General features: G+C 61.5%; 13 protein-coding genes. 12 read left to right on the forward strand and 1 reads right to left on the reverse strand.

The window, feature by feature from the left end; genetic code table 11:
- Positions 1-99: 99 nt before the first annotated feature.
- From F0A16_RS11320 to F0A16_RS11340, 5 genes are all read left to right on the forward strand, one after another.
- Positions 100-1,098 carry a TRAP transporter substrate-binding protein gene (locus F0A16_RS11320; protein WP_149435497.1) on the forward strand — a complete coding sequence of 333 codons (999 nt, stop codon included), beginning with the start codon at positions 100-102 and terminating at the stop codon, positions 1,096-1,098.
- An 8-nt stretch (positions 1,099-1,106) separates the two neighbouring features.
- The gene (locus F0A16_RS11325; protein WP_149435498.1) at positions 1,107-1,664 is read left to right on the forward strand and encodes a TRAP transporter small permease subunit; all 558 of its coding nucleotides are present in this window, start codon (positions 1,107-1,109) and stop codon (positions 1,662-1,664) included.
- The gene (locus F0A16_RS11330; protein ID WP_149435499.1) at positions 1,661-2,944 is read left to right on the forward strand and encodes a TRAP transporter large permease; all 1,284 of its coding nucleotides are present in this window, start codon (positions 1,661-1,663) and stop codon (positions 2,942-2,944) included. The genes F0A16_RS11325 and F0A16_RS11330 overlap by 4 nt, the downstream gene beginning before the upstream one ends.
- A gap of 71 nt (positions 2,945-3,015) precedes the next feature.
- On the forward strand, positions 3,016-3,711 hold the full coding sequence (locus F0A16_RS11335) for an RraA family protein (RefSeq protein ID WP_223119774.1): 696 nt from the start codon (positions 3,016-3,018) through the stop codon (positions 3,709-3,711).
- Between the two features lie 7 nt (positions 3,712-3,718).
- Entirely contained in the window at positions 3,719-5,356 is a 1,638-nt protein-coding gene (locus tag F0A16_RS11340) for a gamma-glutamyltransferase family protein (protein ID WP_149435500.1), read from the forward strand.
- Here the strand turns inward: F0A16_RS11340 and F0A16_RS11345 are convergent, their stop codons facing one another.
- A complete protein-coding gene (locus F0A16_RS11345; protein ID WP_149435501.1) occupies positions 5,357-6,277 on the reverse strand; it encodes a LysR family transcriptional regulator in 921 nt (306 codons plus the stop codon).
- Positions 6,278-6,319: 42 nt separating this feature from the next.
- On the opposite strand from F0A16_RS11345, the gene F0A16_RS11350 reads away from it, so the two are divergent.
- The 7 genes from F0A16_RS11350 to F0A16_RS21735 all read left to right on the forward strand — a co-directional run bounded on the left by F0A16_RS11350 (position 6,320) and on the right by F0A16_RS21735 (position 12,686).
- Complete coding sequence (locus tag F0A16_RS11350) at positions 6,320-7,252, forward strand: 2-hydroxyacid dehydrogenase (RefSeq protein WP_149435502.1); 933 nt, start codon at positions 6,320-6,322, stop codon at positions 7,250-7,252.
- 90 nt (positions 7,253-7,342) lie between these two features.
- Positions 7,343-8,110 (forward strand): isochorismatase family protein, encoded by a 768-nt coding sequence (locus F0A16_RS11355; RefSeq protein ID WP_149435503.1) that lies wholly within the window; start codon positions 7,343-7,345, stop codon positions 8,108-8,110.
- Between the two features lie 198 nt (positions 8,111-8,308).
- Positions 8,309-9,142, forward strand: coding sequence for an ABC transporter ATP-binding protein (locus tag F0A16_RS11360; protein WP_149435504.1), 834 nt, complete (start codon positions 8,309-8,311; stop codon positions 9,140-9,142).
- Entirely contained in the window at positions 9,139-9,969 is an 831-nt protein-coding gene (locus F0A16_RS11365) for an ABC transporter permease (RefSeq protein WP_239023799.1), read from the forward strand. Before F0A16_RS11360 ends, F0A16_RS11365 begins: the two co-directional genes overlap by 4 nt.
- A gap of 78 nt (positions 9,970-10,047) precedes the next feature.
- Positions 10,048-11,043 carry an ABC transporter substrate-binding protein gene (locus tag F0A16_RS11370; protein WP_149435505.1) on the forward strand — a complete coding sequence of 332 codons (996 nt, stop codon included), beginning with the start codon at positions 10,048-10,050 and terminating at the stop codon, positions 11,041-11,043.
- Positions 11,044-11,151: 108 nt separating this feature from the next.
- Positions 11,152-12,519: an amidase gene (locus tag F0A16_RS11375; protein WP_149435506.1), complete on the forward strand. Its 1,368-nt coding sequence runs from the start codon at positions 11,152-11,154 to the stop codon at positions 12,517-12,519.
- A gap of 8 nt (positions 12,520-12,527) precedes the next feature.
- A complete protein-coding gene (locus F0A16_RS21735) occupies positions 12,528-12,686 on the forward strand; it encodes a hypothetical protein (protein WP_187775985.1) in 159 nt (52 codons plus the stop codon).
- Positions 12,687-12,790 lie beyond the last annotated feature (104 nt).

The raw sequence follows: 12,790 nt of genomic DNA on the forward strand, positions 1-12,790 counted from the left end.
CCTGCCCAAAGAAAAATCGATTGGACGCTAATGTCCGGAATCGGTTTCCTCTCATGAAGCGACTCATCATCCAATTCCAAACACAATCGAGAGCGCCTCATGAAACGATCGATGCTCGCCGCGACTTTCACGGCGTTATCCGCTGCCGCCCTGATCCCGGCCCATGCCGATACCTGGCGCATGGCCACCAAGATGCCGGTGGACAGCCCCGAGGGACAGCTTTTCCAGCAATTCGCCGAGAAGGTCAACCGCTACACCGATGGCGAACTCACCATCCAGATATTTCCTAACGAACAGCTTGGTAAAGAGGACGCAGTCCTCGAACAGCTTCAATCAGGCGTTGTCACGATCTACGCCGAGGGCTTCAATTTCATGAAGCGCTGGGAGCCCGAGCTTGCCTGGGTCGTGGCACCGTTCGCCTTCGACGACTACGAGCACTGGTCGCGGTTCATGAACTCCAAGCTGGTCGATAGCTGGTTCGAACAAGCCGCCGAGAAATCCGGCATCGTACCCCTCGGCGATCCCTCCGCCATCATCCGTGGCCCTTATCGCGTATTGCTCTCAAATAAGCCTGTCAATTCGCTGGCGGATGTCGACGGCCTCAAGATGCGTATGCCAGCCAACCAACTGCTGATGAAGGTCTGGGACAGCCTCGGCGCTCAGGTCATGACCCTACCCTGGACCGAGGTCTATCAATCGATCTCCAAAGATATCGTTCAAGCCGTGACCAGCCCCGCGGCCATGGTCGAATCGATGCGGTTCAACGAAGTGGCGCCCTACATGGCGCGCACCAACGAGTACTACCAGTCTATCGGCTTCATGACCAACCAGGCCGCGCTAGATGGGCTGGATGACGATACCCGAGCCGGGCTGATGCGGGCCTATCGTGAAACCGGCGAGGAGAGTCATGACGTCCTGGCCAAGGTGACCCAGGCCAGCCTCGAGCGAATGCAGCAGGAGGGTCTGACTTATACCGAACTGGATACCCAACCGTTCATCGAGCGCACCCAGCAGCGCTATCAGCAGATGGATACCGATGGCGATCTACCCGCTGGTTTCCTGCAGGCGGTCAAAGATAGTCGCGGCGCGGCGGAATGAACCGCGCCATGAGCGAGCACAAAAACATTCTTCAACGTCTGGTGACAGGTGCCGACCGGGCTCTGTGGCAGCTCGGCGGCGTCTGCCTGTGGTTATGCAATCTCTGCCTGCTGGCGATGCTTTCTCTGACTGCCGCCACTTTCCTGCTGCGTCCTTTCGATGTCTCGGTGTGGTGGTTCTGGCCATGGACCATGGTGCTTTTCATCTGGCTGAGCTTCTTCGGCTTTTTCGCCATCTACGTTCGCCTCAAGGACGTGCGCATCGATTTTCTGGTCAAGCGTCTTGGGAGGGCCGGCAATATCCTCAGCCGGTTACTCTCCGATGCCGTCGGCGCGGGCGTCAGCGTGGTTCTGCTACAGCAGGCCCCTACCGTGATGGCTTCCGCTGCCGGATTCGTCGAAGGTGCGCTACTGCCCTGGGGAGATGAGCTGCCGCGCCAGGCGCTATTCGCGCCGCTGTTCGTCTCCAGTGCACTGGTAGCGCTTACGGCTCTAACCGATATTGCCAAGTGCTGCGTTGGCCTGCCCGAGAATACTGCACCGCTCCATCCGGAGGCCGCGTCATGATCTATATCCTGTTCGGCGTCTTTCTACTGCTGATTCTGCTGCGAGTGCCGATCTCGATCGCCATCGGCGGTGCAGTGACGCTCGCTTTCCTGACCTCGGACTTCTCGACCGCGCTACAGATCATTCCGCAGCAAATGCTGGAAGGGGTCAACAAGGCGTCGCTGACTGCCGTGCCCTTCTTCATCATGGCTGGCAACCTGATGAACGTGACCGGCGTCACCGATCGCATCTTCGCCTTCGCCAATGCGCTGGTAGGCCACTTTCGCGCTGGGCTGGCTCAGGTCAATGTGCTCTCCTCGATGATCTTCGCCGGCATTTCCGGTGCCGCGGTGGCGGACTGCGCCGGTCTAGGAGCGATCGAGATCAAGGCGATGCGGGAGCGTGGCTATCGCGGAGACTTCTCCGCCGCCATCACGGTTGCGTCTTCAGTGATCGGGCCGCTGATACCGCCCTCCATCGGCCTGGTGATTTATGCCTTTCTGGCCCAAGTATCGATCGAACGCATGTTTCTGGCGGGGCTAATTCCCGGACTGCTGGTCGGCCTGTCGCTAATGCTCTATCTGCGCCTGCGCGCCACTCGCGAGAACTTCCCGACACAACCACGTGCCTCGCGAGGGGAAATCGCGACGACCGGTAAGCATGGCTTTCTGGCCCTGCTCGCACCGGCGATCATTCTCGGCTCGATCATGACCGGGTTCGTCACGGCGACCGAAGCAGGCGTACTGGCTTGTCTCTACTGTATAGGCTTGGGCCTGTGGTACCGCGAGCTGACATGGCGCAAGTTCCGTGACGCGCTTACCGACACCACCTCGATGACAGCAGTGATCATGATCATCATCGCCTTCTCCATCGCCATGGGCTGGGTGCTGGCGATCGAGCAGGCGCCGCAGCACATCGCCGACCAGATGTTTGCACTGACCGAAAATCGCCATGTCTTCCTGCTGCTGTTGCTGGTGTTCATCATCATCGTCGGCTGCGTGGTCGAAGGCGTGCCGGCCAAGCTGATCCTGGTACCGACGCTACTCCCGGTGATCGACGCCTACGGGATCGATCGCGTCCACTTCGGCATCATCATCCAACTCGGCCTGCTGCTCGGTATCGCGACGCCACCGATGGGAATCGGGCTCTACATCGTGTCGAAGGTCGGTCGTGTGCGCTTCGAGGATGTCACGCTGGCGGTCCTTCCCATGCTGGTTCCGCTGATTCTGGTACTGCTGCTGATCACCTTCGTACCCGGCGTGGTGACCTTTCTCCCCGATCTGATTCTGGGGCCTCCGTGAACCGACCCGACACCCCGCCCACAGATATTGCCGGGTGCCCACAACAACCGCCCGTACCCAAGCGACCACCCATGAACCAGAGAGCCGTGATGACGCAATTGACCTACAAGATCAACCCGATGCCGGAACCGATCGCCGCCGACAAGCTTGAGCGTCTCGCCAAGCTCGAGACCGCAACGCTCGGCCACTTCTATCATTTCGGCTTCGTCAGCCCGGCCATCTCGCCGGTGCTACCAAGCAAGACAGTAGTCGGAACCGTTTGCACGCTGGCAATCCCCGGTCTCGACAGCACCCTGCTGCATCACTGCCTGGCACAGATGGGGCCGGGCTATTTTCTTGCCGTGGACCGCCTCGGCGACCGCAAGTACGCTTGCTGGGGCGGCGGCGTCACGCGCATGGCAGCCTCAATGAAGATTGCTGGCGGCTGCGTCGATGGACCGCATACCGATACCGCGGAAATTCGCGAGCAGGATTTTCCGATGTGGTCTCGCGGCGCTTCACCAGTCACCACGCGTCTTTACAACACGGGGGGCGGCTTCAATATTCCGGTATCGGTCGGCGGTGCCGCCGTGCTGCCAGGATACGCGGTACTCGCTGATGAATGTGGGGTGCTGTTCATTGCGCCGGAGGATCTGGATACCGTGCTCGAGGCAGGCGAGACCAAGACAGCCAGCGGCTTGAAGAACGAAGCTCGTGTCAGTGCGGGAGAACGCCTGGGCGATCTTTCCGGCGCAACCCGTATGATCGAAGACACACTGGCAACCTGAGGCGGTCATGGCCACGAACAATATTCTCGCGAACGGCGACAACTGGATCCTGACAACCCCCACTGCCCGATCGACACACGGTGCGGTGGCGTCCCAGCACCGCATGGCGGCGCAAGCGGGTGCGGCCCAGCTCGATGCCGGCGGCAACGCGATCGATGCCATCGTCGCCACCGCCTACGCGCTCAATGCCGTCGAGCCGTGGATGTGCGGCCTCGGTGGTGCCGGTTTCATGGTGATCTGGCTGGCGAAGGAGCAGCGCGCGGTGGCGCTCGATTTCCAGGGTGTGCTGGCCGGCGATACACGCCTCGAAGACTATCCCGTCGACCCGAACCTGCCGGCGACGCCGATGGGCTTTCCCGGAGTAGTCGACAACGCCAATATCGAAGGCTATCGCTCGATCACCGTCCCCGGCGCCGTGGCCGGGCTCGATCACGCACTCGCTCGTTTCGGCACCCGGCCGCGTAGCGCAGTCATGGCACCCGCGATCGCCTTGGCCGAACGAGGCTTGCACGTCGACTGGTTCACCAGCCTGCAGATCGGCGTCTGCGCCAGAACGCTGGCCCGCGACCCGGTCTCGAATTCGATCTATCTACCCGGCGGTCATCCAGCGACGCCGGAGAGCCGGCTGCGAATCCCGAACCTGGCCGATACCCTGCGCGAAATTGCCGAGGACGGCGCTGCCACCTTCTACCGCGGCGCCCTGGCCGAGAAGATCGTTGGCGATCTGCAAGCGGGCGGCTCGCGCATCTCGCGGGAGGATCTCGCTCGCTACGAGGTGCTCGAATATGAGCCAATGGTCGCCGAGCATCGCGGCTACACGCTCTATACGCCGGGCGAGGTTTCCGGTGGCCTGCGCCAGCGCGAGATGCTGGCGCACGCGCTGGAGGCGATGCCGATCCCGCTGGAAAAGCCGACACCGGAGACCTGGCTCGCCTACGCCGAAGCGCTGGAGCACTGCTGGCGACGTCACAAGATTCGCAACGGCGTGCTGTCGCCCACGGATAGCGGTGTCGATGGCGAACAGGGTGCCTGTACCTCGTCGATGTCGTCGGTGGACGCCGAGGGCAACATGGTGGCGCTTACCTACACTCTGCTCAACCGCTTCGGCTCCGGCGTCACGCTGCCCTCCACCGGCATGCTGATGAACGACAGCGTCAGCTACTTCGATCCGCGCCCGGGCTACCCCACCACCATGGTCGGCGGCAAGCGCATCAACTCCTCGAACATGTGTCCGACGGTGGTGGTGAAGGAGGGCGAAGCACGCTTCTCGGTGGGGGCCTCCGGCGGCAACCTGATCATGCCGGCAGTGACCCAGGTCGCGGCGCTGATGATGGACTTCGGCATGAGCGTAGAAGAGGCCGTGCATCATCCGCGCCTGGATGCCAGCTATCGCGGCTCGGTCCGTGTCGATCCGCGCTTCGATGCCGAGACGCTGACCAGATTGGGGAAATGCTTCGAGCTGGAGATGGCCCAGCAGCTGGTATTTCCCAAGCTTTACGCCTGTGTCACGGCGGTCTCGCGAGACCCTGAAACCGGCGAATGCACCGGTATCAACGACCCGACGCAACCGATCGGTGGTGGCGCCATACCGGCAGCATTCACGCTCGAATCACTGGATGGCAATGGCCCCAAGGTGCGCCCGTGATCAGCTCGTCTCGATATAGTGCGCATAGTCCCCGTGATCGTGGCACCAGGTCCTCGCGGCATGTCGCGCCAAGGCGAAGACATCGTCGATTAAGGGCCGGCGAGATTCATTGAGATGCACGCAGCGAATCTCCAGTGGAGCCAGCGCCGTCGTCGTCGGAATCTCGACCAGCAGACCGCTGGCGATGTCGCGTTCGACCACCGCCAGTGGAATCGCCGAAGGGCCGAAACCCTGGCGTAGCATCTCGACGATCATCGGCAACGAATTGGCGTAATGACGAGGCCCACGACTGAGCTGGTCTTCATGCACATAGTCGGCAATCGGCGAAAACAGTGGCGACGAACGCGGATAGAGAATCAGCGGCATCTGACGAAGCTCATCGGGTGTTCTGGGCATGGCGATATCGGCCATGGCGTCGGCTCGAGCGACCCAGCCGACACGATACTGCACGGCAAAACTGCCATCGACCGGAGAAAGTCCGGCGTCATTGGAGAGAAAGGCGATATCGATACCACCCGAGGCTATCATCGGCCGCAACTGGTAATTCGCCGAGGCATGGAAGTCGACGACGAGATCTTCCGCGTAGCGGGCAATATCGTCTCTCAATCCCGCCCCCCAGGTCAGTGCTGCCGGGCCCGTCATGGCGATCGAGAGTCGTTGATGCCGGCGCTGATCGAGACGGGCATTCATCGCTTCGCGCAGGTTGAGGAACTGCTCGGCGTAGCCGGCCACCGCATGCCCCGACTCGGTCAGCGCGAAATCGTGACCGCGCCGCTCGACCAGCCGTGTGCCGAGCATCTCCTCGAGGCCGCTGATGCGCGCCGACACCGCGGGCTGCGTGAGACTGAGACGCTCGGCGACACGCTGATAATTACCCAGTTGGGCTAGCCAGTAGAAGGCCTCCAACTGCTTGAAATTCATCCTTGGGTTATTCCGAACATTATTCTCATCAGGTAGATCATCATGGCCATTATTGTTTCTCATCCTTCGCCCGAAAAGATCGATTGGTGGATCGGACAATTGCAACCGCTGCTACCCGGCTGGACGATTCGTTCGATTCATGACCCAGGCGCTGCCGAAGCGGTCACCTATGCGGTGGTGTGGAAGCCGGCAAGCGGCGCTTTCCTGCCCTTTCCCAACCTCAAGGCGATCGTCTCGCTGGGCGCGGGCATCGATCACGTACTGGCCGATACGAAGCTGCCACGCCAGGTTCCCATCATTCGCACCGTGGGTACGGATCTGACTCAGCGCATGCGCGAATACGTGGCGCTGCACGTGCTGCGCCACCATCGCGATATGCCGGCCATTGCCGCCAACCAACGAGAGAAGCGCTGGACACAGCTGGTCGTGCCGCCGGCGACGCAGCGCAGCGTGGGCGTGATGGGACTGGGCAATCTTGGTGGCACCGCGGCGCGAACGCTTGCCTCGCTCGGCTTCGAGACGCGGGGCTGGTCGCGTACCCGGCGCGAGATCGAAGGCGTCACGAGCTACGCTGGCGCTGCCGAGTTCGACGACTTCCTCGCGGGCTGCGAGATCCTGATCAGTCTGTTGCCATTGACCGAAGCGACGACAGGCATTCTCGGCACCAGTCTCTTCACCAAACTGCCGCCAGGTGCCAGTGTGATCAATGCCGGTCGCGGTCCTCATCTGATCGACGGCGATCTGCTTGCCGCGCTGGACAGTGGCCAGTTGAGTCACGCCACGCTGGACGTCTTCCATATCGAGCCGTTACCGAGTGAGCATCCGTTCTGGACACATCCCAAGGTTACGCTGACGCCGCATATCGCTTCTCTGATCGACCCCCCCACGGGCAGTCGCATCGTCAGCGCCAATATCGAACGTTTCGAAGCGACTGGGCATGTCGAAGACCTGGCCGACGCCGAGCGCGGATACTAGCCTGTTGCCCGCTGTGATGACGCCTCCAATCACCCCATGGCACTATGCCGACCATGATCCAAGCCAATGACCAGCGACTCACGATACCTCATGTATGACAACAAGCTCGCCACGATATCAGAAGTCTCGAAAATACTTGGCTTGTCACCCAGCACGCTGCGTCGCATGGAAGTGGAAGGAGAGCTCTCCCGCTACGGCCTGACGGTCATCTACACACCCGGGGGGCAGCGTCGATATCTGTTCAATCCCACACGGCACCTCTATTCCCAGCAGGGCTTCTCAGCCCCCCTCGCTTTCGGTCGGCGGCCAGCGCTGCTGATCCGCGACTTGACCATAGGTTTCTGCACCGCCGAAAGTCAGTTATGCGTTCAACTCGACGATCAACTCAACGCAGCACGCACTTTGATCGAAACCTTCGCCGCCCAAGGCCATCCAGTGATATTTAGCCGCACGGTCTACGACCCCGCTCACGCCTTTTCAGCGCTCTGGGGCGAGAAATTCCCGGCCATGCGCATCCTCGAGGCGGAGTCGCACTGGATCCGGAAGCATGAGGCACTTGCGAACTACGTCTACGACCTGGAACTCAGTACCCACTATGTCTCGGATCTGAAGGCATCCAAGCTGGAAGCATTTCTGGATCGAAACCGGATCGATACCGTGGTCTTGGCGGGGGTTACCACCAGCGGCAGCATACGCACCAATGCCATCGACCTGTTCCAGAGCGGCCGCCGGACAGTGATTCCCAGCGAGGCTGTCGCCGACCGCACACGGCCGCTACAGGACTTCACCTTGCTTGACCTCAACTCCCGCTATGCCGAAGTCACCACGCTCTCCCGCACGCTGGCCGAATTGGCGTAAAGCGGTTGACAGCCGCCTGACGAAAGGCGTAATGATAATAGCGCCTGGTAAGTTTGGTAGGTTTTAGCCAGACGCGCCTTGAATCGCGACAATCTGACGATCGCTCCCACAGGACGGTCACATAAGATCGCGGCCATGAGCCTACGCCAGCCAGAACTCCGACAAGACGAACAAACACAAACCGTCAGGAGCCATGGCATGACCCTTTCCACTCAACTGCGCGAAATCGCGGCGATACCCAGCGGCGGCGCTAACGTCGCGATCGCCCTGGACCACGTCGAAAAGCACTTCGAGGACCAGCAGGGCAATCCGATCCCGGTGATCCGTGACATTACCCTGGATATTCGGGAGCACGAGTTCATCAGCATCGTCGGGCCCAGCGGCTGCGGCAAAAGCACGATGTTCAACATCATCGCCAACCTGCTCGAGCCCAGCGCCGGCAGCATCACCCTGCGCGGCAGCCACCCGATCCGCGGCGCCCACATCGGCTACATGCTGCAGCGCGATCTGCTGTTCCCCTGGCGAACCATCCTGGAGAACGTCGCTCTCGGACTCGAGGTGGTCGGTGTTCCCCGCACCCGACGTCTGGCGATGTCCCGAGAGTACCTGGAGCGCTACAACCTGGCGGATTTCGCCGACGCCTACCCACATACGCTGTCCGGTGGCATGCGCCAACGGGTGGCACTGATCCGCACCCTGATCACCGATCCCGATGTGATCCTGCTTGACGAACCGTTCTCGGCGCTCGACTACCAGACCCGGCTGGTGCTGGAAGAGGAGATCCTGTCGATCCTCAAGTCGTTCGACAAGACGGTGGTACTGATCACCCACGACATTGGCGAGGCAATCGCGATGTCGGATCGCGTCGCGGTCATGACCCAGCGTCCGACCTCGGTCAAGCGGCTCTACGAGGTCGGCCTGTCGCGACGACTGGGCTCTTGTCTCAAGGCCCGCAGCGATCCCCGATACCAGACTCTGTTCGACCAGATCTGGGCCGATCTCGACATTCAAATGGGAGGACAGGCATCGTGAGCACGGCATCGCTCTATACCAGGCGTATCGAAGTTTCGGCCGGCGGGACCAAGCCCAGGAAGCACCAGGATCATTCTCTATGGAAGGAGAACCTATGGCGGCTGGCCATCGTCGCGGCACTGATCGTCGCCTGGCAGTTCGCGGTCAACTTCGGCTGGGTCAACGCCTTCCTGATGGGCTCACCCGCTGGCATTGCCATCGAGGCCTGGCGCCAGTTGCAAAGCGGGCAATTACTCAGCGACACCTGGACCACGCTCTACGCCACCATCGTCGGCTTCCTGCTGGGTAGTATCGGTGGCTCGGCGGCCGGCCTGCTGCTGTGGTATTCGCGCCATGTCGCCCGCATCATCGACCCATTCGTCGTCGCCCTCAACGGGCTGCCCAAGATCTCGCTGGCGCCGATGATCATTATCTGGTTCGGCTCGGGCATGCTGTCCAAGGTGGCCCTGGCATTCATCGCCACCTTCATCGTCGCGTTGCTGAGCGCCTACCAGGGGACTCACCAGATCGATGCCAACCTGGTCAACCTGATGCGCTCATTGGGTGCCACCAAGCGTCAGATCTTCCTCAAGGTAGTTGTTCCCGCGACCCTGCCGTGGATCATCTCCGCCTTCCGCCTCAACATCGGCTTTGCCCTGATCGCCGAGATCGGCGGCGAGTTCATCGCCTCGGACAAGGGGCTCGGCCGCTCGATATTCGTCGCCGGCAATCTGTTCAACCTGAACGCGGTATGGGTTGGCGTGCTGACCCTGATGCTCGTCGCCATTGCTCTCTATCTCGTGGTGTCCAGGATCGAAAGATACCTGCTGCCCTGGGAGAGCCGCTGATCCGTCATCGACTTCACCATACCAGCGTGCATCCCGTGCCGAATAAACCCTCCACAAGTCCAACAAAGGAAGTGAACCATGACAGCGTCTCGTCTCCTCGCCCTGCCCCTGCTGCTCGGCAGCTTGGGCTGGCTGCCTGCCACCCAAGCCGCCGATGGCGATCCGGATACCGTCCTGGTCACCGAGGCCTTCCACAGCCTGCTCTATCTGCCGGTTTATGTGGCCCGTCACGAGGGTATTTTCGCCGCCCACGGCATCGATGTACCGGTAGTGCGCTCGGCAGGATCTGGCCCCACCGCACTGGCTTCGGTGTTGGCCGGCGAGGCACAGTTCTCGGTGCATGGCCCAGAGCATGTCGGCTTCGCTCAGGAAAAAGGCGGTCATGCCAAGGCCGTCAGTGCCGTCGCCAACAGCGCTCCAGTGTGGGCGCTGGCCAAGACCCAATTCGAGTACGATGGCCCAGCCGACCTGAAAGGCAAGACGGTGGCCGTCGGCCTGGCCCCGGGAACCTCCAACACGCTGCTGAAACGCCTACTGGCTGACAACGACCTGTCCTATCAAGGTGATGTACATGTCTCCGAAGTGCAGAACGGGTCGGAGCTCGGACCAGTGCTGGCCGGTCAGGCCGATGTCGCCATCGCCTACCAGCCACAGGTCGAACAGGGCATCTCCCAGGGCCTGAAGATCATTCATGACTTCACCCAGGATTATCCCGAATATGCCTTCTCGACCATCAACACCTCACAGTCGCTGATCGATGATGATCCTGATCTGGTCCAACGCTTTGTCAGTTCGATCAACGAATCTCTGCACTTGATCCACGACGATCCGGAAGCAGCCATGGCGGTCGCCCGGGAAGAATTCGCCAGTCTGGATGGGGATACTATCGATGACGCCGTGCAACGCATGATCGATCGCAATGTCTACCCACCCAACGTCACGATCACCCAGCAAGCCTTCGAGAATGCCATCGACATGCAGAAGTTCGTCGGCAACATCACCGGCGACATGGTCTATGACGACATCGTCGATCCCAGTTTCGCCGAGACCGCTCTTGAGGAGGCCGCCCAGTGACCCTTGCGGAGGCCATTGCCCAAGTCCGGGCCGCGTCCGTCGACGCGGCCACCGTGCCGCTGTTCGGTCCCAAGGGGGCCTGCCCCACCGATCAGGAAGCTCGACATCATGAATGATCATGCGCCTGAACCACGTTCCATCGCCGAGGCCCACGACCTGCTGTGTCGGCGCAAGATTAGCCCCAGCGAACTGCTCGAGGAGTCTCTCACTCGACTGACACGTCTGGAGCCGCATGTGCACGCCTGGGTAGCTTGCGATATCGAGAGCGCCCGCCGCCAGGCGGTGGCGCTGGACGCACGCCTGTCGCGGACACAGGACCTGCCGCCTATGTTCGCGATTCCTTATGGGGTCAAGGATATTTTCCATACCCGGGACTTTCCTACCGAAGCCGGCTCCCGAGTGCTGCAGGGCTTTCGCAGCGAAGACGACGCCACCGCGGTGGAGCGGCTGGCGGCCCAGGATGCGATCCTGATCGGCAAGACGACGACCACCGAATTCGCCAACTGGGGCACGCCGCCGCCCACCGTCAATCCCTGGCGTGACGGCCATACACCGGGTGGCTCCAGTAGCGGTTCGGCAGCCGCGGTCGCCGCCGGCATGGTCATGACCGCGCTCGGCACACAGACTGCTGGGTCGCTATCGCGCCCCGCCGCTTACAATGGACTGACCGTTCTCAAGGCCAGTTATGGGCGAATCAGCAAGGCCGGAGTGATCCCCGCCAGTTGGAGCCTGGACCACGTCGGCGCCTTTACCCGCAGCGTCGAGGACAGCCTGCTGGTTTATCAGGCACTAGCCGGGCCGGATCCGCGCGACGAAACCACCTGGACGCTGCCCGCTCAATCGTTGTCGCTGAAGGGCGAGATCACGGGTCAAACCATCGGCTGGCTGCAGCATCCGCATTTCGCCACCAACGACGGCGATGTCGTTGCGGCGCTCGATGACACCCGACGGACGCTGGAAACGCTGGGCATACGCTGTATTGATATTGCGCCGCCGCCGGGGTTCGAGGACGCTGTTGCCGCACAGCAGATCGTCATGCAGGCCGAGACGACCAACTTCCATGCAGATCGCTTCCATCAGCACCCGCAGCGCTACGGCGACTACCTGCAGGCATTCATCTTCGAGGGGCTCACTATCTCCGCCAACGACTACCTGCGGGCCCAGCGCATCCGCCAGCAATATCGTCAGGTCTTCGCCAGCTTGTACGACGAAGTCGACCTGCTGATGACCCCGGCTGCGCCCACGACGGCGCCTCTGGGACTGCATGAGACCGGGTCACCGGCCTTCAATCTGCCGTTCACCAACCTGGGCGTGCCGACACTCGTCCTCCCGGTGGGTCTGAGCGCTGACACGCGACTTCCAGTCGGGATGCAGTTGATCGCTCCCCATCTGGAGGAACAGCGTCTGATCCATGTCGGCCACCGTTATCAGCAGGAGACCGATTGGCATCGACGTTGGGCTCCGAATGTGATTTGAGACACGAAGTGAAGCGACTCTGTAAACCATCGCCTCCAATAGTCGGCGCGCATATCGCTTCCCTGATCGACGCCCCCGCCGGCAGCCGCATCGTGGTCGTCAATATCCTGCGCGTCGAGCAGACCAGGCATGTCGAAGACCTAGCCGATGCCCAGCGCGGGTATTGAGCCTGAACCGACGCGGTGCGCCATCAAGGTCGCCCGCACGACCGCACGACAACTTGCTAAACTGACGGGGTAAGCGATTCGATATCAATCATCTCTCCACGCGT

The sequence above is a fragment of the Salinicola corii genome (assembly GCF_008298015.1).
In the GTDB taxonomy this organism is placed as follows: Bacteria; Pseudomonadota; Gammaproteobacteria; order Pseudomonadales; family Halomonadaceae; genus Salinicola; species Salinicola corii.

Excerpts from the sequence above, each read along its gene's own strand:
- F0A16_RS11325 (WP_149435498.1), top strand. The coding sequence starts at position 1,107 with ATGAGCGAGCACAAAAACATTCTTCAACGTCTGGTGACAGGTGCCGAC.
- F0A16_RS11360 (WP_149435504.1), top strand. The coding sequence starts at position 8,309 with ATGACCCTTTCCACTCAACTGCGCGAAATCGCGGCGATACCCAGCGGC.
- F0A16_RS11350 (WP_149435502.1), top strand. The coding sequence starts at position 6,320 with ATGGCCATTATTGTTTCTCATCCTTCGCCCGAAAAGATCGATTGGTGG.
- F0A16_RS11335 (WP_223119774.1), top strand. The coding sequence starts at position 3,016 with ATGAACCAGAGAGCCGTGATGACGCAATTGACCTACAAGATCAACCCG.
- F0A16_RS11375 (WP_149435506.1), top strand. The coding sequence starts at position 11,152 with ATGAATGATCATGCGCCTGAACCACGTTCCATCGCCGAGGCCCACGAC.
- F0A16_RS11370 (WP_149435505.1), top strand. The coding sequence starts at position 10,048 with ATGACAGCGTCTCGTCTCCTCGCCCTGCCCCTGCTGCTCGGCAGCTTG.
- F0A16_RS11355 (WP_149435503.1), top strand. The coding sequence starts at position 7,343 with ATGTATGACAACAAGCTCGCCACGATATCAGAAGTCTCGAAAATACTT.
- F0A16_RS11340 (WP_149435500.1), top strand. The coding sequence starts at position 3,719 with ATGGCCACGAACAATATTCTCGCGAACGGCGACAACTGGATCCTGACA.
- F0A16_RS11330 (WP_149435499.1), top strand. The coding sequence starts at position 1,661 with ATGATCTATATCCTGTTCGGCGTCTTTCTACTGCTGATTCTGCTGCGA.
- F0A16_RS11320 (WP_149435497.1), top strand. The coding sequence starts at position 100 with ATGAAACGATCGATGCTCGCCGCGACTTTCACGGCGTTATCCGCTGCC.
- F0A16_RS11345 (WP_149435501.1), bottom strand. The coding sequence starts at position 6,277 with ATGAATTTCAAGCAGTTGGAGGCCTTCTACTGGCTAGCCCAACTGGGT.